The organism is Clavibacter davisi, from assembly GCF_052751415.1.
The window spans coordinates 2,811,491-2,835,124 of record NZ_CP199882.1; the positions used below are offsets into that span (position 1 = coordinate 2,811,491).

At 74.6% G+C, this 23,634-nt stretch carries 17 protein-coding genes and 1 riboswitch; of the genes, 7 read left to right on the forward strand and 10 right to left on the reverse strand.

Going from position 1 to position 23,634, the window contains the following annotated elements; translation table 11 throughout:
* Positions 1 to 17: 17 nt before the first annotated feature.
* Complete coding sequence (locus ACU4ZT_RS13310) at positions 18 to 932, forward strand: GNAT family N-acetyltransferase (RefSeq protein WP_063071349.1); 915 nt, start codon at positions 18 to 20, stop codon at positions 930 to 932.
* A gap of 22 nt (positions 933 to 954) precedes the next feature.
* Positions 955 to 1,560, forward strand: coding sequence for a gamma carbonic anhydrase family protein (locus tag ACU4ZT_RS13315; RefSeq protein WP_063071348.1), 606 nt, complete (start codon positions 955 to 957; stop codon positions 1,558 to 1,560).
* Between the two features lie 64 nt (positions 1,561 to 1,624).
* Here the strand turns inward: ACU4ZT_RS13315 and ACU4ZT_RS13320 are convergent, their stop codons facing one another.
* The 3 genes from ACU4ZT_RS13320 to glyA all read right to left on the reverse strand — a co-directional run bounded on the left by ACU4ZT_RS13320 (position 1,625) and on the right by glyA (position 4,206).
* Positions 1,625 to 1,918, reverse strand: coding sequence for a hypothetical protein (locus ACU4ZT_RS13320; protein WP_131798112.1), 294 nt, complete (start codon positions 1,916 to 1,918; stop codon positions 1,625 to 1,627).
* A 111-nt stretch (positions 1,919 to 2,029) separates the two neighbouring features.
* Complete coding sequence (locus ACU4ZT_RS13325; RefSeq protein WP_270979870.1) at positions 2,030 to 2,932, reverse strand: bifunctional methylenetetrahydrofolate dehydrogenase/methenyltetrahydrofolate cyclohydrolase; 903 nt, start codon at positions 2,930 to 2,932, stop codon at positions 2,030 to 2,032.
* Positions 2,929 to 4,206 carry a serine hydroxymethyltransferase gene (gene glyA / locus ACU4ZT_RS13330; protein ID WP_063071345.1) on the reverse strand — a complete coding sequence of 426 codons (1,278 nt, stop codon included), beginning with the start codon at positions 4,204 to 4,206 and terminating at the stop codon, positions 2,929 to 2,931. The genes ACU4ZT_RS13325 and glyA overlap by 4 nt, the downstream gene beginning before the upstream one ends.
* 32 nt (positions 4,207 to 4,238) lie before the next feature.
* A riboswitch (ZMP/ZTP riboswitch) is annotated at positions 4,239 to 4,324 on the reverse strand.
* 201 nt (positions 4,325 to 4,525) lie between these two features.
* Between glyA and ACU4ZT_RS13335 the strand changes: the two genes are divergently transcribed.
* The gene (locus ACU4ZT_RS13335; protein WP_445337340.1) at positions 4,526 to 6,202 is read left to right on the forward strand and encodes an alpha-amylase family glycosyl hydrolase; all 1,677 of its coding nucleotides are present in this window, start codon (positions 4,526 to 4,528) and stop codon (positions 6,200 to 6,202) included.
* A 40-nt stretch (positions 6,203 to 6,242) separates the two neighbouring features.
* Complete coding sequence (locus ACU4ZT_RS13340; RefSeq protein ID WP_445337341.1) at positions 6,243 to 6,755, forward strand: hypothetical protein; 513 nt, start codon at positions 6,243 to 6,245, stop codon at positions 6,753 to 6,755.
* A 9-nt stretch (positions 6,756 to 6,764) separates the two neighbouring features.
* Here ACU4ZT_RS13340 and ACU4ZT_RS13345 read toward each other — a convergent pair whose 3' ends face one another.
* A complete protein-coding gene (locus ACU4ZT_RS13345) occupies positions 6,765 to 7,622 on the reverse strand; it encodes a LysR substrate-binding domain-containing protein (protein WP_063071648.1) in 858 nt (285 codons plus the stop codon).
* Between the two features lie 146 nt (positions 7,623 to 7,768).
* Here ACU4ZT_RS13345 and ACU4ZT_RS13350 point away from each other — a divergent pair, with 146 nt between their 5' ends.
* Entirely contained in the window at positions 7,769 to 9,292 is a 1,524-nt protein-coding gene (locus tag ACU4ZT_RS13350) for an MFS transporter (protein WP_414764210.1), read from the forward strand.
* Here ACU4ZT_RS13350 and ACU4ZT_RS13355 read toward each other — a convergent pair.
* Positions 9,201 to 10,232 carry an aldo/keto reductase gene (locus ACU4ZT_RS13355; RefSeq protein ID WP_063071650.1) on the reverse strand — a complete coding sequence of 344 codons (1,032 nt, stop codon included), beginning with the start codon at positions 10,230 to 10,232 and terminating at the stop codon, positions 9,201 to 9,203. The genes ACU4ZT_RS13350 and ACU4ZT_RS13355 overlap by 92 nt on opposite strands.
* A 108-nt stretch (positions 10,233 to 10,340) precedes the next feature.
* Here ACU4ZT_RS13355 and ACU4ZT_RS13360 point away from each other — a divergent pair, with 108 nt between their 5' ends.
* Positions 10,341 to 11,015 carry a metal-dependent transcriptional regulator gene (locus tag ACU4ZT_RS13360; RefSeq protein ID WP_445337342.1) on the forward strand — a complete coding sequence of 225 codons (675 nt, stop codon included), beginning with the start codon at positions 10,341 to 10,343 and terminating at the stop codon, positions 11,013 to 11,015.
* Positions 11,016 to 11,045: 30 nt separating this feature from the next.
* On the opposite strand, the gene ACU4ZT_RS13365 is transcribed toward ACU4ZT_RS13360, so the two are convergent.
* The 3 genes from ACU4ZT_RS13365 to ACU4ZT_RS13375 all read right to left on the reverse strand — a co-directional run bounded on the left by ACU4ZT_RS13365 (position 11,046) and on the right by ACU4ZT_RS13375 (position 14,826).
* Positions 11,046 to 12,293 carry an Nramp family divalent metal transporter gene (locus tag ACU4ZT_RS13365; protein WP_063071652.1) on the reverse strand — a complete coding sequence of 416 codons (1,248 nt, stop codon included), beginning with the start codon at positions 12,291 to 12,293 and terminating at the stop codon, positions 11,046 to 11,048.
* A 149-nt stretch (positions 12,294 to 12,442) separates the two neighbouring features.
* A complete protein-coding gene (locus ACU4ZT_RS13370; RefSeq protein ID WP_445337343.1) occupies positions 12,443 to 13,363 on the reverse strand; it encodes a Cof-type HAD-IIB family hydrolase in 921 nt (306 codons plus the stop codon).
* Between the two features lie 149 nt (positions 13,364 to 13,512).
* Positions 13,513 to 14,826 carry an MFS transporter gene (locus ACU4ZT_RS13375; protein WP_445337344.1) on the reverse strand — a complete coding sequence of 438 codons (1,314 nt, stop codon included), beginning with the start codon at positions 14,824 to 14,826 and terminating at the stop codon, positions 13,513 to 13,515.
* Between the two features lie 78 nt (positions 14,827 to 14,904).
* On the opposite strand from ACU4ZT_RS13375, the gene purU reads away from it, so the two are divergent.
* Positions 14,905 to 15,777 carry a formyltetrahydrofolate deformylase gene (gene purU, locus ACU4ZT_RS13380; protein WP_445337345.1) on the forward strand — a complete coding sequence of 291 codons (873 nt, stop codon included), beginning with the start codon at positions 14,905 to 14,907 and terminating at the stop codon, positions 15,775 to 15,777.
* Positions 15,778 to 15,859: 82 nt separating this feature from the next.
* Here the strand turns inward: purU and ACU4ZT_RS13385 are convergent, their stop codons facing one another.
* The gene (locus ACU4ZT_RS13385; RefSeq protein WP_414749167.1) at positions 15,860 to 19,477 is read right to left on the reverse strand and encodes a S8 family serine peptidase; all 3,618 of its coding nucleotides are present in this window, start codon (positions 19,475 to 19,477) and stop codon (positions 15,860 to 15,862) included.
* 319 nt (positions 19,478 to 19,796) lie between these two features.
* A complete protein-coding gene (locus tag ACU4ZT_RS13390; protein WP_445337346.1) occupies positions 19,797 to 23,396 on the reverse strand; it encodes a S8 family serine peptidase in 3,600 nt (1,199 codons plus the stop codon).
* Positions 23,397 to 23,634: the final 238 nt, after the last annotated feature.

Consider the following 23,634-nt stretch of genomic DNA (forward strand, 5'->3'; position numbering starts at 1 on the left):
CCCCTAGGCTCGGCGGCATGCGACCACCCGCGAGCCTGACCGAGATCGTCGACGACCGGGAGGGGGCCGTCCGCGACATCGCCCCCGCGCTGTCCGCGTGGTTCCCCGCGTCCACCCACCCCGGCGGATTCGCGTGGGAGGCGTCCACCGGCCAGCTGCCGGAGCGGATGGCCGTCGTGCGCGACAGTGCCGGCGCGCTCATCGGCTGGGCCGCCTTCTCCGAGGACGACGCGCGCGTCGAGTGCGCGCCCGGCGACGACGCCACCACCGACCTGCTGGCCGCGTGGATCCTCGACGCGACCGGAGACGGGCGCACGAGCGTCGCCGTCCATCGCGGGCAGGACCGGCTGCGCGGGATCCTCGCCGGCCGCGGCTTCGTCGACGAGGCCGTCCCGCTCGCCGGGCTCCGCCACGCCGCCCACGACACGGGAGCGCGACCGCCCGCGGGGTACCGCATCCGCCCGGTCGCGGAGGGCGAGGAGCAGGCCAAGGTCGAGACGCACCGCCGCGCCTGGAAGCCGGTCGAGCTGCCCTTCACCGACGGGTCCGGCGACGGCATCGACCCGGAGGCCGAGAGCCGCTTCGACGCGGACGGCTACGCGGCCATGCAGACCGCCGCCGTCTACCGGCGCGAGCTCGACCTCGTGATCGAGGCACCCGACGGCACGCTCGCCGGCACCTGCACGGCCTGGCTCGACCCCGCGAGCGGATGGGCGGAGCTCGAGCCGCTCGGCATCGTGCCCGCGCACCGCCGCCTGGGGCTCGCGCAGACCCTCGCGCTCGACGTCTGCCGCCGGGTGGGCGAGCTGGGCGGCCACGACGTGTTCATCAACGCCTCCCCGCTCCCCTACTACCGCGCGCCGTGGGACGCGTACGTGGCCGCGGGCTTCGTGCCGATGGAGCGCGGCACGCGGATGCGCCCCGGCGCCTGACCCGGCGGCCTACCCTGTCGGCATGACCGTCGATCCCCACGCCACCGTCCGCGCGCTCCCCGGATCGCCCGCGCCCGACATCGCCGACGACGCGCTCGTGGCCGCGGGCGCGCGCGTCGTCGGGCGGGTGACGCTCGCCGCCGGATCCAGCGTGTGGTTCAACGCCGTGGTGCGCGCGGAGGCCGCGGACATCGTGATCGGCGCGGGCTCGAACCTGCAGGACAACGTGAGCTGCCACGTGGATGCGGGCTTCCCGCTCACGCTCGGCACGGGCGTGAGCGTCGGCCACAACGCCGTGCTGCACGGCTGCACGATCGAGGACGACTGCATCGTCGGCATGTCAGCGACGGTGATGAACGGCGCCGTCGTCGGCCGCGAGTCGCTGCTCGCGGGCGGCACGGTCGTGCTGGAGGGGCAGGTCATCCCGCCGCGCTCGCTCGTCGCGGGCGTGCCCGGCAAGGTGCGGCGCGAGCTCACGGACGAGGAGGTCGCGGGGCTCCGGGCGAACGCGGCGCACTACGTCGAGAACGCGCGGCTGCACGCGGGGACGATCCCGACGCCGGCCGTGCTCCTGGTCGCGCATCCGGCGTCCGCGACGGACCCGGGACGCGAGGAAGGGACGGCCTGACCGGCCGTCCCCTCCTGCATCGCCCGACACTCCGTCGGGGCTTCGGCGGAAGTGCCCGCCTGCGCTAGTCGATCGGAACGGTCGTGGTGGTGGACGTGCTCGACAAGCTCGCCGCGGCGATGCCGACCGCGGTCACCGCGACGAGCGTGGCAGCGATCACGGCGATGGCGCTCCAGAGCACCACCGCCTCCCGCCGGGGAGGACGCCGTGAGAGCCGCTTCGCCGCGATCACCACCACCACCACCTGTGCAGCCAGCGACCACGCCGTCCCCAGCAGGAGGACGCACGAGGCGACTGCCGCGACCAGCACCCACCAGTGCGTCGCGCCCGTTCGCGGACGGTATGTCATGGTCGTCATGCTGCTACTCGTTCCTGATCGAGATGTCGACACGGGTCGGGTCTCCTGCGACCGTGCTGATGGCCGCGAGGTGCTCGATGATGCGTAGCTGACGTGCCGCGGCGAGCGCCGTCAGCCGCGCAGCTCGGCGGCCAGGCGCGCGTCGCGCTCGGCGGCCAGCACCACGTTCACGAGCAGCATCGCGCGCGTCATCGGCCCGACGCCGCGCGGGTTCGGAGACAGGTGCCCGGCGACCTCGGCGACGGCCGGATCCACGTCGCCCGTGAGGCGCGCCTTGCCGGTCTCGGGATCCACGACCCGCGTGATGCCCACGTCGAGCACCGCGGCGCCCGGCTTCACCCAGTCCGGCTTGATCAGATGCGCGACGCCCACGGCCGCGACCACGATGTCCGCCCGGCGGACCTCCTGCTCGAGGTCGCGCGTGCGCGAGTGCGTGAGCGTGACCGTGGCGTCGAGGCCCTTGCGCGTGAGCAGCAGGCCGAGCGGGCGTCCGACCGTGAGGCCGCGGCCGACGACGACCACGTGCTGTCCGGCGATCGGCACGTCGTAGCGCTCGAGCATCTCCACGATGCCCGCGGGGGTGCACGGCAGAGGCGACGTCAGCTCGCCCTGCACGCCGAGCACGAGGCGCCCGAGGTTCGTCGGGTGCAGGCCGTCGGCGTCCTTGGACGGGTCGATGAGCTCGAGCATCGCGTTCTCGTCGATGCCCGCCGGGAGCGGCAGCTGCACGATGTAGCCCGTGACCGCCGGATCCGTGTTGAGGCGCTCGATGGCGGTGCGCACGTCGGCCTCGGTCGCGTCGGCCGGGAGGTCCATGCGGATGGACTCGATGCCCACCTCGGCGCAGTCGCGGTGCTTGCCGGCGACGTAGGAGCGGGATCCCGGGTCATCGCCCACGAGGAGCGTGCCGAGGCCGGGCACGAGGCCCTGCTCGCGGAGGGCGCGGATCCGGACGGCGAGCTCGGACTTGACGGCCGACGCGGTGGCGACGCCATCGAGCACGACCGCGGTCACTGGGTGAGGCCCTCGTAGAGCGGGAAGCCGTCCGTGAGCGTGAGCACGCGCGCACGGAGGGCGGCGAGGTCGCTGCCGGGCTTCAGGGTCTCGGCGATGATGTCCGCCACCTCGGTGAACTCGGTCTCGCCGAAGCCGCGGGTCGCGAGCGCGGACGTGCCGATGCGCACGCCGGAGGTGACCATCGGCGGGCGCGGGTCGAACGGCACCGAGTTGCGGTTGACCGTGATGCCGACCTCGTGCAGCGCGTCCTCCGCCTGCTTGCCGTCGATGGGCGAGTCGCGGAGATCCGCCAGCACGAGGTGCACGTCGGTGCCGCCCGTGAGGACGGAGACGCCCGCCTCGGTGGAGTCGGCCGCGACGAGGCGCTCGGCGAGGATCTGCGCGCCCTGGATGGTGCGGCGCTGCCGGTCGGCGAACTCCTCGGTGGCCGCGATCTTGAACGCCGTGGCCTTGGCCGCGATGACGTGCATGAGCGGGCCGCCCTGCTGGCCCGGGAACACGGCGGAGTTGAGCTTCTTGGCGAGCGCGGTGTCGCGGCTGAGGATCACGCCCGACCGGGGGCCCGCGAGGGTCTTGTGCACGGTGGAGGAGACGACGTCCGCGTAGGGCACGGGCGAGGGGTGGACGCCGGCGGCGACGAGGCCCGCGAAGTGCGCCATGTCGACCCAGAGCTTGGCGCCGACCTCGTCCGCGATGGCGCGGAACGCGGCGAAGTCGAGGTGGCGGGGGTACGCCGACCAGCCGGCGATGATGACCTGCGGGCGGTGCGCGAGCGCCTTCTCGCGCACGACGTCCATGTCGATGAGGAAGGTGTCGGGATCCACGCCGTACGCGGCCGCGTCGTAGAGCTTGCCGGAGAAGTTGAGCTTCATGCCGTGCGTGAGGTGGCCGCCGTGCGCGAGCTCGAGGCCGAGGATCGTGTCGCCGGGCTGCGCGATGGCGGCGAGGACGGCCGCGTTGGCGGTGGCGCCCGAGTGCGGCTGGACGTTCGCGAACTCGGCGCCGAAGAGGCTCTTGGCACGGTCGATGGCGAGCTGCTCGGCGACGTCGACGAACTCGCATCCGCCGTAGTAGCGGCGACCCGGGTAGCCCTCCGCGTACTTGTTGGTGAGCACCGACCCCTGCGACTGCAGCACCGCGCGCGGCACGAAGTTCTCGCTGGCGATCATCTCGAGGGTGCCGCGCTGGCGGCCGAGCTCCTGCTCGAGGACGGCCGCGATCTCCGGGTCGACCTCGGAGAGGGGGGCGTTGAAGGACTGGTCGACGGGCATGGGACTCCTTGAGCACGGTGGACGAGGGGATGCGTCGTGGCCCAGGCGTACGGCCACCAACCGTGTGTGAGTCGCTCCCCGATGGTGACCCATCCGAACGCCAGTCGCGACGTCGTCGAGCCTACCCGGGCGGGGGCGCCCGCGCGAGGCGCCGAGGCGGGCTCGCAGGCGGGCGGGGCGGCGGCGCGCGGCCCCGCCTGGCCGCCCAGCGCCGCATCCGGCCCGCGGGCCCGCGGATCGCCGGACGACGGCACCCCCTCGCCCGTAGGATCAGGAGGTCGGGCGACGCGGCCCGCCGGATGCGGAGGAAGGACCGAGCATGAGGAGCACCGAGCTCACGACCGATCCCGCAGCAGGCGGATCCGATCGCGACGACGAGCGCGCGCACGATGCGCGGCCCGCCGCCGACGGCGCCCCCGCCGCGGACGTCCCCGTGCCCCCGCTCGACCGTGCGGCCCTCGCCGCCGACCTCGCCCTCCTCGCGGACGACCGGGCGGACGCCCTGGCCGACGCGCTCGTCGCCGACGCGGCCGACGCGGCCGACGCGGACGCGCTCGCGGCGCCCGCCGCCCGCCGACGCGCATCCGACGACCCGGACCTCGCCCGCCGCACCGGCGGCTCCTGCTACGTCGACCGCTACGCCGGCGACCTCGCGGGCCTCACGGCGCGGATCCCCTACCTCGTCGAGCTCGGCCTGTCGCACCTCGAGGTGACGCCCGTGGCCGAGCCCGCGGCCGACGACGTCGCGGCCGACGCGCTGCTGGCGCCGGACCTGCGGGTGCGCTCCGGGCTCGGATCCGCCCGCGACCTCGCCGACCTCGCCGACGCCCTCCACGACGCCGGCCTCACGCTCGCCGTGGAGCTGTCCCCGACGGACGCCGCCGACCTCATCCCCGACCGGATCCGCGCCGCCGCCCGCGAGGCCGCCGCGCTCGCCTCCGCCGGAGCCGACCTGCTGCGCGTCGACCCGCGCGCAATCCTCGCTGACGGCGACGCGGGCGACGCCGACGCCGACGCGGCCCGCGCCGCCGCCCTCCTCCGCGTGCTCGCGGCCGTCGCCCGCCGCGTCTCCCCCGGGGTCGCCCTGGCCGTCGCGGCCGACGCACCCGGTGCGCCCGCCGCCCTCGACGCCGACGCCGCCGTGCGCCTCGTCGACGACCCCGAGCGCACCGCCCTCGTCTGGGAGGCGCTCGCGACCCGCTCGCCCGCGCTCCTCTCCCGCTCGCTCGAGCGCCGGGGCGAGGCGCCCGCCGGCACCGCGTGGACCACGCGCGTCCGCGACCTCGATGCCCTGCGCTGGGCCTTCGACGACGACGACGCGCGCGCCCTCGGCATCGACCCGGACGAGCACCGCCGCTTCCTCACCGACTTCCACCTGGGCCGGTTCGCCGGCAGCCACGCGCGCGGCGTCGCGCACCCCGCCGGGGTCGCCGGCACCACGGCGTCCCTCGCGGGCCTCGAGCAGGACGACCCGGGCGCGGTCGAGCGGATCCTCCTCGCCCACTCCATCGCGCTCAGCAGCGGCGGCCTGCCGATCCTCGTGCTCGGCGACGAGGTGGGCCAGCTCAACGACTACGGCTACGACGACGTGCCCGCGCACGCCGACGACAGCCGCTGGGTCAACCGCCCGCTGCACCCGTTCGAGCGCTACGACCAGCGCGAGGACCGCACCACGAGCACGGGGGTCGTGCACGCCGGGATCCGCCGCCTCGTCGCCGTCCGCGGTGCCACCCCCGCCCTCGGCGGCACGCGCGTCGTCGGGTTCGACGCGCACCACCCGCACGTGCTCGGCTACCAACGGCCGCACGCCGACGGCACGGTCCTCGTGCTCGCGAACCTCGGCGACGACGCCGCGACCGTGGAGGCCGCGACCCTCGGCGGGTTCGCCGAGCACGCCGTCGACCTCGTGCGCGACGAGCGGCTGCGCCTCACCAAGGGCATCGTCCTGAGCCCCCGAACGTTCGTCTGGCTCCAGGCGGCTCCCGACCTCGCGTGACACACTCGCAGGCGGATTCGGGTCGGCACGGAGGAACGGCATGAGCGACGAGGGACGCGGCACGGGCCGGCCTCCGGGGAGCCCGGGCGGCGCCTCGGGGTTCGCCTGGCCCATGTGGGTCAACATCGGGTGGATCGCGCTCGGCGCCTGGCACGTGCTGGCCCCCGTGAACGACGCGTCCGGCTGGCTCGGCCTCTTCCAGATCGCCGTCGGCGCCTTCGGGATCCTCGCCTCCCGCCGCCGCGCCCGTCGCCTCGCGGAGGCCCAGGCCGACGCGATGCCGCTCGAGGAGGCCACGCGCCTCCCCGCGGACGTCGGCGACGACCGCGCCCGGCCCGACGAGGCCGCCGTCGCGCACGCCGAGCTCGACGCCCGCCTCCGCGCCCTGGCCATGCAGCTCGAGCAGCCGGGCAGCCCCGGCGCCGATCCCGACCGGGCCGAGCCGCCGCACCAGCCCGGTGCGCGCAGGCGGGGTCGGTGGGCCCGGAGCCGCGGACGCGTCCGCGACGACGGCCTCGCGGACGACGGCCTGCCGCCGGTCGCCCGCTGGTAGCGGCGGCCCTCAGCTCGCCCGCGCCACCCCGCGCGACATGATCGCCGACGTCAGCGCCTCGATCGAGTCCCGCGGGCCCGCCGGGTTCGCCATCAGCACGTAGTCCACCTCGTCGAGCTCCGGCAGGGCGAGGCGCGTGGTCACCTTCACGAGGTCGGTCGGGATCAGCGCCTGCGGCAGCACCGCCACGCCCATGCCCGCGCGCACCGCGGCGAGCACGCCGTTCACGTCGCGCGTGCTGCAGGTGACCCGCCACGTGCGCCCGGCCCGCTCGAGCGCGTCGATCGCCATCTGCCGGCTGATGCTCGGCGCCCGGTACGCGATGAGCGGCACCGTCGCGCCCGCCTCGATGAGCGTGCGCTCGAGGCCCACCCACACCATCCGGTCGCGGCCGACGCGGCGCTCGGCGGGCTGCTCGTCCACGGTCGTCTTGGTGAGGATCAGGTCGAGCTGCCCCGCGAGCAGCCTCCGGTGCAGCGGCCCGCTCTGCGTGACCGTGAGCTCCAGCTCGATCTGCGGGTGCAGCTGCCGGAAGTGCCGGAGGATCCGCGGCAGCTGCGTGATCGCGAGGTCGTCGGCGGTGCCGAAGCGCAGCCGGCCGCTCACCTGCGATCCGCCGAAGTAGCTCTCGGCCGCCCGGTGCGCCGCGAGGATCGTGCGCGCGAAGCCGGCCATCGCGTCGCCCGCGTCGGTGAGCTGCATGTCGCGGGTGTCGCGGGCGATGAGCGTGCGGTCGACCGCGCGCTCCAGCCGGCGCACCTGCTGGCTCACGGTCGGCTGGCTGATGCCGAGGCGCGCGGCCGCCTGCGTGAAGCTGCGGGTGTCGGCCACCTGCAGGAAGGTGGCGAGCAGGGTCGGGTCGAGCATCGTCGCTCCATTCGAGATCGTGATGCCACTCATCATGTCGAGACGGGATCCGAATGGGAAGTCCCGGGGTAGCTTCGGTGACGGCCCCACGAGGGCCGCACCATACGGAACCGATCCGCTGATACGCAACGCACACCGCAGGACTGATGACACCGCCGCCGAACGCCTTCCCCCCGACCGCCCCGCTCCCGATCCAGACCCGCCGCCCGCCGTGGCGCCACACGCTCATCGCGCTGAGCGTGCCGAACTTCCGCCGGTTCACGGCCTCCAACGTCATCGCCATGACCTCGGGCTGGATGCAGCGCATCGCCCAGGACTGGCTCGTGCTCGAGCTCACCGGCAGCGTCACCGCGGTCGGCATCACGGTCGCCATGCAGTTCGCGCCCATGCTCTTCTTCGGCCTGCTCGGCGGCGTCATCGTCGACCGCTGCTCGAAGCGGATGCTGATGATGATCACCCAGGGCACCTACGCGCTCCTCAGCGCGCTGCTCGCCGTGCTCACGCTCTCGGGCGCGGTCGAGGCGTGGCACATCTTCGCCATCGCGTTCGCGACGGGGCTCGTCACGGTGATCGACAACCCGGCCCGTCAGGTGTTCGTCACCGAGATCGTGGGGCAGGAGCACCTGCGGAACGCGATCAGCGTGAACTCGTCGGTGTTCCAGCTCGGCGGCATGGTGGGGCCCGCGCTCAGCGGGATCCTGCTGCTCGCGGTGGGCGCCGGCTGGTCGTTCGCGATCAACGCGCTCGCGTGCGTCGTGGTGGTGCTCACCCTGTGGAGCCTGAAGACCCGCGACCTGGTCCGCATCCCGCCCGCCCCGCGCCGCCGCGGCCAGCTCGCGGAGGGCCTCCGGTACGCGCGGTCGAAGCCGACCATCCTCTGGCCCGTCGTGCTCGTGGCCGTGTTCAGCGTCTTCGGCCTCACGATGCCCGTGCTGCTCGCCGCGTTCGCGAGCGACGTCTACGACGTGGGCGCGGGCGGCTACGGCTTCTTCAACTCGATGGTCGCGATCGGCGCGCTCACGGGCGCGCTGCTCTCGACCCGGCGCACGAGCGTGCGGCTGCGGACCATCGTGGTGGGCGTCGGGATCACCGCCGTCCTGCAGGCGGCCGCGGGGCTGATGCCCGGCATCGCGCCGTTCGCCGCCGTGCTCGTGACGGTCGGCATGGCGTCGCTGCTGTTCCAGACCGCCGCGAACTCGCTCGTGCAGCTCTCCAGCAACGTCGCCATCCGCGGCCGGGTGATGAGCGTCTACGTGCTCGTGCTCCTCGGCGGCCAGGCGATCGGCGGTCCGCTCATGGGCGGGATCGTGGAGGCGTGGGGCGTGCACGTCGGCATGATCGTCTCGGGCGGCGTGCCCGCGCTGGCGGCCGCCGTGGTCGCCGTGGTGCTCGCGCGCCGCGGACAGCTGACCCTCGAGGTCGTGGTGCGGCGGCACGTGCCGCGCGTGCGGATCACGCCGCGGACCGAGCGCCCGGGCCGGTCGCGCCCCGCCGGCCGTGCGGGCGACACGACGACGCCGGCCCCCGCCACGGCGCCGATCCCGTCGCCCGCGGCGACGGCGACCGGCGCCGTCCCGGTCAGCCGCGCACGTCGATCGCGCGGTGGCGCTGCTGCACGCCGGCCGGGCCGTACGGGTAGTCGGACACCACGGGCGCGCTCACCGCGCTGAGCGACGCGATCTCCTCGGCCGTGAGCTCGAGGTCGGCGGAGGCCATGTTGTCCTCGAGCTGCTCCACGGTGCGGGCGCCGAGGATCACGCTGGTCACCGCGGGCTGCGCCTCGAGCCACGCGAGCGACACCCGGGCGGACGTGGATCCGTGCGCGTCGGCGATCCGACGCACCTCGTCGAGGATCGCCCACGTGCGCTCCTGGCCGTTCCGGGGCGTGAACGCCTCCATGCCGCGCTCCGGGTCCTCGCCGAGGCGGGTGGCGCCGGTCGGCGTCTCGTCGCGGCGGTACTTGCCGGTGAGCCAGCCGCCCGCGAGCGGCGACCACGGCAGCAGGCCGATGCCCGCATCCCGCGACGCCGGCACGATCTCCGACTCGATCTCGCGCACGAGCAGCGAGTACTGCGGCTGCAGGGTGACGGGCGGCGTGTACCCGAGGGCCTTCGCGACGTGCACGGCCTTCGTCAGCTGCCAGCCCAGGTAGTTCGAGAAGCCGTAGTACGAGATCTTGCCGGCGCGCACGGCGTCGTCGAGGAAGCGCAGGGTCTCCTCGAGCGGGGTCACGGCGTCCCACGCGTGCATCTGGTACAGGTCGATCGTGTCGACGCCGAGGCGCCGGAGCGAGTCGTCGAGCGCGCGGGTGAGGTGGCGGCGCGAGGTGCCGACGTCGTTGTTCCCCTCCCCCATCGGGAAGCGGCCCTTCGTGGCGACGACGAGCTGGTCGGCCTCCGACGGATGCGCCTTCAGCCAGCGCCCGACGATCTCCTCGGAGACGCCCGACGTGTAGACGTCCGCCGTGTCGATGAACGTGCCGCCGCCGGCGACGTACGCCTCGAGGATGCGGCCCGAGGTCTCCTCGTCCGCCTCCGCGCCGAAGGTCATGGTGCCGAGCGCGTAGGTCGAGACGACCGCGCCGCTGTTCCCGAGATTCCGGTACTGCATGTGGTTCCTCCATCGGATCCGCCGCGGGCGTCCCTGCCCGCGGTCCCGTCCAGCATGCACCGCCCGGGCGGCCGGGAGCCGGTCGCGGGTGCTCGGTACCATGGCGGCATGTCCGTCGACGAGCTCTCCAGCGCCGCACAGGACTACCTCAAGCTCATCTGGTCGGCGACCGAGTGGACCGACCAGCCCATGACCGTGTCGCGGCTGGCGGAGCGGCTCGGGATCCGGCCCGCCACCGCCTCCGACGGCATCCGCCGCCTCACGGCGCAGGGCCTCGTGGAGCATCGGCCGTACGGCAGCATCGAGCTCACCGACGACGGGCGCCGGCACGCGATCCAGATGGTGCGCCGCCACCGGCTGCTCGAGACGTTCCTCGTGGAGGTGCTCGGCTACGGCTGGGACGAGGTGCACGACGAGGCCGAGGTGCTCGAGCACGCGGTCTCGGACGACTTCGTGGCGCGCATCGACGCGCACCTCGGGCACCCGTCGCGGGATCCGCACGGCGACCCGATCCCCTCGGCCGACGGCGAGCCGCACCTCCCGGACGCGACCGTGCTCGCCCACGCCGCCGCCGACCGGCCCCTGCGCGTGCGCCGCATCTCCGACGAGGACCCGCGCCTGCTGCGCGAGCTCGCCGAGCACGGCATCGGGCTCGACGCGACGCTCGTGCGGTCACGCGCGTCGGGCGATGCGGCCGCCGTGCTCGTGACGGTCGACGGATCCGCGGTCCGCCCGCTCACGCCCGCCGCCGCCTCCGCGGTGTGGGTCTCCGCGGCCGACTGATCCGCGGCCCGCCGACGCGCCCCGGCGCGCTCAGCCCGTGACGGTCAGCACCACGAGCGCCACGTTCAGCACCACCACGAGCGACACCGCCACCCACGCCGCGATGCGCGTGAGCGGCCGGTCGACGTGTGCGCCCATCACGCGCCGGTCGCCCGTGAGGCGGATGAGCGGCACGAGCGCGAACGGGATCCCGAGGCTCAGCACGACCTGGCTCACGACGAGCGCGGTCGTCGGGTCGACGCCGATCGCGAGGATCGCCAGCGCCGGGATGAGCGTCACCACGCGCCGCGCGAGCAGCGGCACCTTCACGTGCAGCAGGCCGCCCATGATCGCCGCGCCCGCGTACGCGCCGACGGACGTCGACGCGAGGCCGGAGGCGAGCAGCCCGACCGCGAAGACGACGCCGACGACCGGCCCGAGCGACGCCGTGATGGCCGCGTGCGCCCCCTCGATGGAGTCGGTGCCGGGCACGCCGCCGAGGCTCGCGGCCGCGATGAGGAGCATCGAGATGTTGACGGCGCCGGCCACGGCGAGCGCGGTGATCACGTCCCAGCGCGTCGCGCGGAGGAGCCGCCGGAGCACGCCGTCGTCGGTCTGCACGCCGTGCCGGTCGCGGCTGAGGGAGGAGTGCAGGTAGACGGCGTGCGGCATCACGGTCGCGCCGAGCATGCTCGCGGCGAGCAGCACGCTGTCCGGCCCGTCGAAGCGCGGCACCAGGCCGCCCGCGATGCCGGACGCCGAGAGCGGGCTCACGACGAGGCCGGTGAGGAAGCCGACCGTGATCACGAGGAGCAGCGCCCCGATCACGAGCTCGAACGGCCGCTGCCCGTGCCGCGACTGCACGGCGAGGAGGCCGATGGAGACGAGCCCCACGATCACGCCGCCGGCCAGCAGCGGGATCCCGAACAGCAGGTGCAGCGCGATGGCCCCGCCGATGACCTCCGCGAGGTCGGTGGCCGCCGCGATCAGCTCCGCCTGCACCCAGAACGCGCGGCGGCGGGTGGTCGGCAGCCGGCGGCCGAGGAGCTCCGGGAGGCTGCTGCCCGTGACGAGCCCGAGCTTCGCCGACTGGTACTGCACGAGCACGGCGATGGCGTTCGCGGCGACGAGCACCCACACGAGCAGGTAGCCGTAGCGCGCGCCCGCGGTGAGGTTCGCGGCGACGTTGCCCGGATCCACGTAGGCGATGGCCGCGACGAACGCCGGCCCGAGCAGGAGGACGAGCCGCGGTCCCGTGACGGGCCGGCGCGCGCGGCGCTCGGGGGCGGTGCGGGTCATGGCGGCCTCTCCGTCGAAGTGTTAGCCGAGGCTAACATCCGTTCGCGCGCACGCGGGAGGGCCCGTCCGGATCGGACGGGCCCTCGGGTCGTGCGGCGAGCGCGGCGGGCGGCCGCGTGCGGATCGCGTGCGCGGAGAGCGGGTGCGGATCAGCTCGCGGAGCGCCCCGGCGCGAGGAACGCGGAGTCGTCCGCCTCCTCGCCGCGGATGATCCGCACCCAGTGCGCGAGGAACGCCGCCCCCGCGTGGTCGTGCACCAGGTCGCCGGCGGTGAGCACCGGGTACGGCGTCGCGGGGATCCCGTCCGTCGGCCGCACGTCGACGTGCGCGACCTCGTGACCGTGCTCGTGCAGCCAGCCGGCCATCGCGTAGTCGGTGCGCGAGTCGCCGACCGTGCGCCAGCGCAGCGGCAGCGGGCCGCTGTCGGCGAGCAGCTCGAGCGCGCGGGAGGCGCCGAGGTCCTTGCCGAGGCGGATCGACTCGATGTCGGTCGAGATGATCGTCGGATCCACGCGCACCTGCACGCGCCCCTCCGCGTCCGGCACCTCGACGCCCTCGAGCACCGAGCCCAGCCCGTGCGCCTGGAGCATCTCGACCGCGCGCGCGTCGAGCTCCGGCTGCACGGCGAGGTAGTCGGCGGACGACACGCTCGTGAGCTGCTCGAGCGAGACCATCGCGTGCTTGGTGGCGTCGAAGAACATCCAGTCGGCGAAGCGCTCCTCCACGAGCCGCTCCATGTCGCGCATGAACGCCTCGGGCAGCGCGAGCGACCGGTCGACGTGAACCTCCCCCGCACCCGCGGGCGAGATCGAGAACCACGACGCGCCCTTCTCGCAGACGGCGTGCACGCGCGCGCCCTCCGGCAGGCCGGCGGCGAGGAGCGGGCCGACGACCTGCTCGCGGATGAAGGCGTCCGACCGGCCGGTGTTGAAGACGATGGGCACGCCCGCGGCGGCGAGCTCCACGAGGTCGGTCGCGATGCTCGGGATGGCGAGGGTGCGGGTGATCGGGCTGGCGATGGGGCCGTCGACGTCGAGGAGGAGGCCGAGGGGCGCGGGGGTCGTGGTCACGGCTCCATCCTCGCGCAGGCACGCGGCGCCACGGGACGGCTGGGGACCACCGACGGCCTCCCGCGCCACGGGACGGCTGGGGACCAGCGACGGCCTCCCGCGCCACGGGACGACTGGGGACCACCGACAGCCTCGTGGGTCCGGCGGCGTCAGGCGTCCGCGCGCGCGGCGGTCGCGCGACCCCGGGCGGCCCGCCCCGCGGATCCGACGACGAGCACCACCGACACCGCCATGACGACGAGGTACGCGACCGGCAGCGTCGGGAGCCCCAGCCCGTCGAGCAGCGCGCCGCCGGCGAGCGCCCCGCCGCCGATCCCCACGTTGAACGCCGTGGTGTAGAACGAGCTCGCCGTGTCGCGGAACGACGGGTGCGCCGCGTGCAGCATGCGCGTCTGGAGGAGGGACGGGATCGCGCCGAACGCGAGGCCCCAGAGGAGGAAGCCGGGGATCGCGACGCCCCACATGCCCGGCGCGAACGCCAGCGCGCTCACGCCGAGCGCCGCGGCGGCGAGCCCCGAGACCACGCCGAGCTGCGGCCGGCTCGAGAAGACCGTGCCCGCGATGAGGAGGCCGACGGCCCCGGCGATCCCGTAGCCGAAGAGCATGGCGCTCAGCTGCTGCTCGGGGATGCCCATCACGCGCGTGACGAACGGGTCGACGTACGTGTAGAAGCCGTACTGGCCGATCATGATCACCATCGCCGTGAGGCACACCAGCAGCACGCCGCCCACGCCCTGCCCGGCCATGCGCTCGCGGAGGGGGACGCGGCCCGCACCCGACGCGGCCGCGGGGGTCTCGCGCTCCGGCCGCCCTACCGCCGGCAGGAACCGCCAGGTCAGCAGGATCCCGAGCAGCGTCAGCACGCCGATCCCCGCGAACGCCGCGCGCCAGCCGAACGCCTGCCCGGCCGCGGTGCCGAGCGGCACGCCGAGCACGAACGCGAGGCTGCCGCCGCCGACCGTGAGCGCGACCGCCCGGCCGATGAGCGCGGGCGGCACGAGGTGCGCCGAGTACGCGCCGACGACCGCCCAGAACAGGCCGTGCGCCAGCCCGCCGAGCACGCGCGTCGCGACGACGAGCTCGAACGTGGGCGCGAGCGCCGTCAGGAGGTTGCTCGTCGCGAAGACCGCGAGCACCGCGAGGAGCAGCGCGTGCCGCGGGACCCGCCGGGTGAGGGCCGCGAGCGGCGCGCTCGAGACCACCACGGCGATCGCGAACACCGAGACGAGGAGGCCGACGCGCGACTCCTCCACCCCGAGGTCGCCGCTCATCTCGCTGAGGAGGCCGGTGGGCAGCGTCTCGCTCGTGACGCTGAGGAACACGCACGCGGCGAGGGTGAGGATGCCGACCCAGGGGAACCGGAAGGCCGGATCCGACGGGTCGTGCGGCGGCACGGGCGTGCGCCGGCCGGCGTGCGCGACGCGGTCGGGATCGGGCAGGAAGATGGGGGAGGTGTTCGTCATGGAGACCCACGGGACGTCGACGGCGGGAGAGCTCCCGGGGCCGGCGGGATCCGCCCGGCCAGTCGCTAGCCTAGACGGATGACCGACCAGGCCACCCCGGCGCGTGCCCCGCACCGCGTCCTCAGCTTCTCCTGCGACGACCGGCCGGGCATCGTCCACGCCATCGCCGGGGCCATCGTCGAGGCCGGCGGCGACATCACCGAGTCGCAGCAGTTCTCGAGCGCCGACACCGGCCGCTTCTTCATGCGCCTGCAGATCCAGAGCGCGGCCGACGACGACCGGCTGGCCGACGCCCTCGCCGCCGTCGTCGAGCGGTACGACGCGACCTGGCACCTCGACGAGGTGGGCCGGCCGCTGCGCACGCTCGTGCTGGGATCCACCGCCGAGCACTGCGTGAACGACCTGCTGTTCCGGCAGCGCGCGGGCCAGCTGCCCGTCGAGATCCCGCTCGTGCTCAGCAACCACGGGAAGCTGGCCGACCTCGCGGGCTTCTACGGCGTGCCGTTCGAGCACGTGCCCGTGACGGACGAGGCGTCGAAGCGGGCCTTCGAGGAGCGCGTGATCCGCGCGGTCGAGGAGCACGACGTCGAGCTGGTGGTGCTCGCGCGCTACATGCAGATCCTCTCCCCCGAGCTCTGCGCGCGGCTCAGCGGCCGGATCATCAACATCCACCACTCCTTCCTCCCCGGCTTCAAGGGCGCGAACCCCTACAAGCAGGCGCACGCGCGCGGCGTGAAGCTCATCGGCGCGACCGCGCACTTCGTCACGAGCGACCTCGACGAGGGCCCGATCGTGGAGCAGAACGTCGTGCGCGTCGACCACTCGCGCAGCGCCCGCGAGCTCATGGCCATCGGCCAGGACGAGGAGTCGCGCACCCTCACGCAGGCCGTGCGCTGGTTCGCGGAGCACCGCGTGCTGCTCGACGGCGCGCGCACGATCATCTTCCGCTGACGCACCGCCGCGCACGACGGAGGGGGCGGGCGCCTCGCGGCACCCGCCCCCTCGGCGGTGATCACTCGGGATCAGTCGCGGATCAGCGGATCACGAAGAGGTACTTCCGCGAGCTGGTCTCCGCCGCGTTCGCGTCGTCGCCCGCGTAGGCGGCGGTCACGGCGTACAGGCCCTTCGCGTACGCCGGCAGCCGGACGCGGCCGGTGCCGGACTTGTCCAGCGCGACCTCGTACGCGTCCCTGCCGACCGTGACGGTGACGCTGCCCGTGGGCGCCGCCTTCGCCGCGCTGCCGACCTCGACCGTGACGACGGCCTTCCGCGCGCTCGTCAGCACCCATGGCGTGACGGACACCGTGACCCTGCTGGCCAGCTTGACCACGACGGGCTCGCTGGTCGCGGTGCCCGCGGGGCCCGCGGCCGGCTTCGCCGTCACGACGACCGTGAGCGACTTCCCCGCGACCGACTTCGCGGCCCGGTAGGTCGCGCGCGTCTGTCCGGCGAGCGGCTTCCCGTCGGCGGACCACTGGTACGAGAAGGCCAGGCCCTCGGCGTCCCACGTGCCGGGCGACGCGGTGAGCGTCCGGCCGACGGCGGGCGTGCCGGTGATCACGGGCGGCGCGGTCGCGACGGGGGCCGGGGTCGCGCCCGACTCGACGCGCACGTAGGTCGTCGCCGCGGAGCCCGAGTAGGCGACGCGACCGAGGTACGACGTCTCGGGAGCGAGGCCGGTCCACGACGCCGTGTAAGTGGCCGGCCGGCTCTGCACCGCGTCGACCGGGTCCGGGGACACCCGGAAGCCGCCCTCGTCCGTCGTCGTGGACAGGTCGTACTCCGTGACCGTCCACTCCTCGGTCGTCTCGCCCTCGGGGACCGAGAAGACGTCGACCTTCACCACGTACTCGCCGGCGACCGGCTCCTCGATGGTCACGGACTCGTCGGCGGACTCGGTGGCCGAGGTGTACGTCGCCGCCACCTTCCCGTCGACGACCCGGGTGACCGTGAGGTCGAGGTCGGCGGCGTCGTCCGCCGAGTCGAGGTCGATCCGGGTGGCCAGCTGGCCCTCCGGGACGGTCACCGGGTAGGTGGCCGACGTCTTCGCGGGGCCGGATCCGGTGACGGGCGACGAGGCGTCCTCCGGGTCCGGGATCACGACGCCGGCGCTGAGGCCCTCGGCGGTGAGCGCGATCGGGCCCGTGGTGCCGGGCGTCACCGTGACGTCGACGGAGCCGTCGATGCCGGTCCCCTGCACCTCGGCCGGGGCCGCGATGGCGACGGGGTTCACGGCGACGGGGCTGCGCACGACGTGGTCGGCGCTCGTCCAGGTGAGCGACCCGGTGGCGTACGCGTCGACGGGCGCCGTGGTGCGCGTGAACGCCACCTCGTACGACTTCGTCTGGCCCGCCTCGGTGAACTCGAGCGTGGACGGGGTCACGTCCGCCGTGATGCCCGCGAGCCCCTGCACGCTGGCCGCGTAGGTACCGGGCCCGGTGGAGGTGACCTCGCGGGTCACGGTCTCGGAGCCGGTGAGGGCGCCGATCGCGATGCTCGCCAGGTTGAGCTCCGACGGGTCGACGGGGTCGATGCCCGTCGCGTAGCCGAGGGCCGCGAGGTACGCGACCCAGTCGCTGCGGTCGTTGAGGTACAGGAGGCCCGCGTCGAGGTAGCGGCGCGCGTCCACGTGGCCGGCGCCCTGGGCGAAGGGATCCGTGACCGTGCCGCCGTCCGCGTCCACCGTGTCGTACGCGGTGGTCATGAGGGCCGACTTGATCTCGGAGACGGGCGCGTTCGGGCGCTCGCCCAGGTACAGCAGCGCGAGGCCGGCCACGTGCGGGGCCGCCATCGACGTGCCGGACAGGAGCGCGAAGGTCGGGTCGCCGCCCTCCGCGTTGTTCGTGGCCGCGATGATCGAGACGCCGGGCGCCGCGACGTCGGGCTTCAGGATGTCGCTGCCGTCCGCGAGCACCGGGCCGCGCGAGCTGAAGCCGGCGACCTGCGGGGTCGGGGCGGACACGCCCGTGACGTTGTCGGGCACGAGGGTGACGGTCGCGCCGGACGTCGCCGCGTAGGCGGAGACGGCCGCGTAGACGTCCGCGTCGAGGTGGACGGTCGGCACGGCGTGCGTGTCGGCGTCGATCGAGTTGGGCGTCGGGTTCACGAGGACCATGCCGATGCCGCCGGCCCGCTCGACCTCGGCCGACTTGGCGGTGCGGTCGAAGGTGCCGCGCTCGCACAGGACGATCTTCCCGGCGGTCTTGGCCGGGTCGAGGGATCCGGGTCCGCACAGGTTCGGGGTCGTGGCGCCGGCCGCGGCGACGGAGGCCGCCGTGACGAAGGCGCCGGTCACCGGCTCGGTGACCGTGATGGACGAGCCCGCGAACTGCTGCCCGTCGCCGAGCTTCGCGGTGGCCTCGAAGTTGCCCGCGACCGTGCTCGCGGCGACCGTCGTGATCCACGGCGACGCGTTGTCGAGCGTGGAGGCGTCGGGCCCGGAGTTGCCGGCGGATGCCGAGACGAAGATGCCCGCCGTGGCCGCGCCGAGGAACGCCTGGTCGGTGGCGGAGAACGTGGTCCGCGCGGCGCCGCCGCCGATGGAGTAGTTGATGACGTCCACGCCGTCCGCGGTCGCCTGCTCGATGGCGGCGACGAGGTCAGCGCCCGCGCAGCCGTCGTCGGTCTGGACGGAGCCGTCGGGGCCCGACCAGCAGACCTTGTAGGCCGCGACCTTCGACGCGGGCGCGACGCCCGAGATCTCACCGAGCGGGTTGCCGTCGATCGTGGCCTCCACGCCGGCCTCGCCCGCCGCGGTGGACGCGGTGTGCGATCCGTGGCCGTCGCCGTCGCGCGGGGAAACGTACTCGCCGGTCGCCGCGGTGCCGATGTTCGCCTTGCCGAAGCCGTCGACGAAGTAGCGCGCGCCGACGATCTTCGTGCTGCAGTCGGCGGCCGCGAATTGCTCGCCCGTCTGGCACACGCCCGCGAACTGCGTGCCGTCGCCCTTGTCGAAGCGGATCGTGGACCCGTCGAGGTAGGGCGCGTCGCCCTTCGCGGTGCCGAGCGGCTCTCCCGCGAAGGACGGGTTCTCGGGGGCGATGCCGGTGTCGATCACGCCGATCACCGCGCCCTCGCCCGCCTCCTCCTGACCGCCCGTCTTCGCCCAGACGCCGTCGGCGCCCGTGAGGCCGAGGAAGTCGGCCGCGGGGGTGGAGGTGGGGTGGTAGATCCGGTCGAGCTCGACGCTCTGGACCTCCCGGTCGCTCGAGAGCTCGGCGGCCTGCTCGGCGGTGAGGTCGGCCGAGAAGCCGTTGACCGTCAGCGAGTACGAGTAGTCGATGTCGGCGCCGACGCTGGCGGCCACATCCTGCTGCTGCTGCTCGAGGTGGTCGGTGTAGTCGACGACGGGGGCGGACCGGGCGTCGAGCTGCGTGCCCGAGCGCGCCTGCGTCGCGGGGAGTCCCGCGATGCCGCCCTGGTACGTGGCGGCGGCCTGGTCGACGAGGGTGACGATGTAGCGGCCGTCCTCGAGGTCGGCCGCCTGCTTCGCGACGGTCGGCGCGGGCGCGGCCATCGCGCCTCCCGCTCCGAACGTGACGAGGCCGGCGGCGACGAGGGCGGTGGCGGCGACGGAGGCCGTCGCCCGGCGCAGGGAGGCTGCGCGGTCGGACTCCGGGCGGAGCCGAGGGGAGCGTGGGATCACGAACACGTCCTTCAGATGGGGATCGGTGGCCCGAACGCGCCCCTTGCGACGCGCACGAATCCTCAACATACCCCGGGTATTCGCCCTGAGAAGGGCTCCGTGTTACCACCGTGTAACGGTTGCCGAAGGCACTCAGATGCCCGTCATCTCGGCGATCTGCCGACGCCGTGACACCGAAGTGAGTCTGTGCCGATGCCCCGCGCACGGCAGGTTTCCAGCATCCCGTCCGGCCGGATCCGCGCGACACCGCGCGCGCCGCGCATCGCCCCGGGCACGCGGGAGGGGCGGGTGCCGTCGGCACCCGCCCCTCCGTCTCACCTGCGGATCAGCCCGCCACGTGCCACTTCCGCGCGGGGCTCGTGCCGGCGCCGACCACGCCGTCACCCGCGTACGAGGCCCGGACCGAGTAGTCGCCCGGCTGGATCCCGGACACGTCCAGGTGCCCCGACCCCGACCCGTCCAGCGGCACCGTGAAGGTGCGGTCGCCGACGGGGACGGTCACCGAGCCGGTGGCCGCCGCGCGCGCGCCGCTCCGCACGGACACGTCGATGCACGCGGATCCGGACGGCGCGCCCGCCGGAGTCGTGAGCGTCATCCGCACGTCGGCCGCGTACCGCGCCGTCACCGGCGCGCTCGTGGCGTCCGCCGTCGCGCCTCCCGGCGCGGTCGCCGTGACGCGCGCGGTGAGCGCGGTCCCGGACAGCTTCGACGTGACGCGGAGCACGGAGGCCGTCGCGCCCGGGATGGGCTTCCCATCCGACAGCCACTGCGTCGCGAAGGTCGTGCCCACCGGGGTCCACGTGCCGGTCGAGGCCGTCAGCGTCTGCCCGACGTCCGGCGTCCCGCTGATCACAGGTGGCGCGCTGGCGACGGGCGCGGCGGCGGCGGCCGGCGTCGTGACGTCGACCAGCGTCGAGGCGTCGGATCCCGCGTACGTCACGAGACCGACGTACGCGGACCCCGCCGCGAGGCCGGACCACGACGCCGTGTACGTGACCTTCCGGCCCTGCGTCACGGGGAGCTGCGCGGGCGACACCGCGAACGAGCCCTGCCCGCCCGACGCCGTGACGTCGTAGCGGGTCAGGTCGACGTCGGCCTTCTGCGCCGTCCCGGCGACCGACTCCGCCTCCAGGGTCGCGACGTACTTCCCGGCCGGGGGCGCCGGCACGACGATGCGCTCGGACGGCGACGACGTCTCCTGGATGTCGACGACCTTGCGCGTGCCGTCGGCTCCGACGCTCTGCAGCAGCAGGGACAGGTCGGAGGCGCCGTCACGCGGGGTCGCGTCGAGCACCAGCGCATCCTCCCCCGCGGCGACGGTGAACGGGAGCTCCAGCCCCTCGTCCTTCGCGAGGGATCCGCTCGGACCCGACGGGGTGCCCGACGCGGCGTGCAGCACCTCCCCCTTCGCGAGCCCGGAGGCGGTGAGCGCGATCCGGCCCGAGACGCCGGGGGTCACCGGCACGGCGACCTTCCCGGCGGTCCCGCTGCCGGACACGCGGGCCGGGGCCTCGACCGCCTCCGGCCGCACCGCGACCGGGCTGCGGACGGTGCCGCCGGGGCCCGTCCAGGTGAGCGACCCGGTCGACCACGAGCCCGTGGCCGTACCGGCCTTCGTCGTGATGCGCACCTGGAAGGAGCGCGTCTGCCCGGGGGCCGTGAAGGTGAGCTTCGCCGGGCTGACCTTCACGTCCGCGCCGGCCACGCCCTGCACGGACGCGGTCCAGGTGCCAGCCGCCTGCGACGTCACCGTGCGCGTGACGGTGGTGCTGCCGACGAGCTTCCCGACCGCGATGCTCGGCAGGTTCAGCTGCGACACCGGCACGGCCGCCGCGGGATGCGGCAGCTCCAGGCCGGTCTGCGCGGCGTAGCCCGCCCAGTCCTTCGGGCCGCTCGGGTACACGAGGCCGGGGTGCAGGTACCGCGCCGGCGCGATCTCGCCGGCGCCCTGCGCGAACGGATCGGGGGCGGCCTGGCCCTTGGCGTCCACCGTGTCCGTCGCGGTGGTCATCATCGCCGACTTGATCTCCGCGGGCGACGCCTTCGGGTGGATGCCGAGGTAGTCGAGCGCGAACCCGGCGATGTGCGGCGACGACATCGACGTGCCCGAGAGCACGGCGAAGCCCGGCTTGCCGTCGATGTCGGCGTAGGCCGCGGGGATGCCGGAGCCCGGTGCGGCGATGTCGGGCTTGATGATGTCGCCGCCGTCCGGCAGGTCGGGCCCGCGCGAGCTGAAGCCGGTGACCTGCGGAGCGGGGCGCACGACGCCCGAGGTGTTGCCGGGCGTGAGCGTCGCGGTGGCGCCGGCCTTCGCGGCGTACGCGACGATCGCGGGCCGGGCGTCGACGTCGACGTGGACGGTCGGCACGGTGTGCGTGTCGAGGTCCTCGGAGTCCGCCTTCACGTTGGTGAGGATCATGCCGATGCCGCCCGCGCGCAGCACCTCGGCGCTCTTGTCGATGCGGGCCGACACGCCGCGGTCGCACTGCACGATGCGGCCCTTCACCTTCGCCGGATCCAGCGTCCCCTTCCCGCACAGCTCCGGCGACTTCGCCCCGGCGACGCCGGCGGCCGCCGCGCTCACGAGCGGGCCCGTGACCGTGGTCGGCACCGTGATGGATCCTCCGGAGTGCTTGGTGCCGTCGCCGAGCGTGACGGTGGCCGAGTAGTTGTCGGGCACGCTGCTGGCCGCGACGGTCGTGATCCACGGGTCGAGGTTCGTGACGGTGCCCGCGTCGGGTCCGCTGTTGCCCGCGGACGCGGCGACGAAGACGCCGGCGCTCGCGGCGCCCAGGAGCGCGCGCTGCCAGGCGTCCGGTGACTTCCCGCTGCCGCCGAGCGACATGTTGATGACGTCCGCCCCGTCGGCCGTGGCCTGGTCGATCGCGGCGATGACGTCGGACGCCTGGCAGCCGTCGTCGGTCTCGACGGTCGGGTCGGGCCCCTGCCAGCACACCTTGTAGGCGGCGATCTTCGCGGCGGGGGCGACACCCGAGATCGTGTCGAGCACGCGCCCCTGGATGGTGGCCGTGACGCCCGCGTCCCCCGCGGCCGTGCTGGCCGTGTGGGTGCCGTGCCCGCCTGCGTCGCGCGCCGAGCGCGTCTCCTGCGGGCCGAGCGGGTCCTTGGACGCGTCCCGCCCGGCGATGAAGTAGCGGGCGCCGATGAGCTTCGTCGAGCAGTCGGCCGCGGTGAAGCCGGCGCCGGTCTGGCAGGTCCCGTGGAAGACGCTGCCGTCGGCCTTCCGGAACGCGATGCCCGTGCCGTCGAGGTAGGGCTCGTCGCCCGGGGTGGATGCGAGGGCCTTGCCCGCGAACGACGGGTTGTCGGGGGCGATGCCGGAGTCGATGTCGGCGATCACCGTGCCGGCGCCCGCCTTGTCCGCCCCGCCCGCGGCCGCCCACAGCCCGTGGTCGCCCTCGAGGCCGAGCGCGCGCGTCGCCGGGGTGGACTGCGTGTGCACGGTCTGGTCGGGCTCGACGCTCAGGACGTCGGCGGAGCGGCCGAGCGCTCGGACCTGCGCCGCGGTGAGGTCGGCGGAGAAGCCGTTCGTGGTGAGCGAGTACTCGTGCGTCGGCGTGACGCCGATCGAGTCGGCGACCGAGCGCTGCGCCTTCGCGAGGTGGTCGGTGTATCGCTGGACGACGTCGGACTGCGCGTCGAGGCGCGCACCGGCGTCGACCTTCGTGCGCGCGAGCCCGTCGAGGGTCCCGTCGTAGGTCGCGGCGGGCTGGTCCTTGAGGGTCACCAGGTAGTGGCCGTCCCCGGCCTCCGCCGGCAGGCTGGCCCGCGGGATCGTGGCGGCACCGGCCGCGGTGCTCCCGGCGACGACGAGCGCCAGCGCGAGCGTGCAGGCCGCCATGGGCCGGGCCCCGGGGAGGCGACGCCTCCCGCCGGGCGGGATCGGGTCGAGGTGGATGGGCATGGCTGTTCCCTCCTGTCGCCGGCTGACCGGCATCCGGATCCGCGGCGCACCACGTGCGCGGCACGGCGGTCGCCGCCGTCGCGGACTCGCGTCGTCGACGCGTTGGGGAGAACCGTAGGGAGGAAGCCGCGGCACCCGTCGGCCCTCTGCACACGCGAGGCCCGGCCGGGGACGCGAGAGGCCCCGCCCCCGTATCGGGGGCGGGGCCTCTCGGCGTGCGGCGGCGTCGCGAGGACGT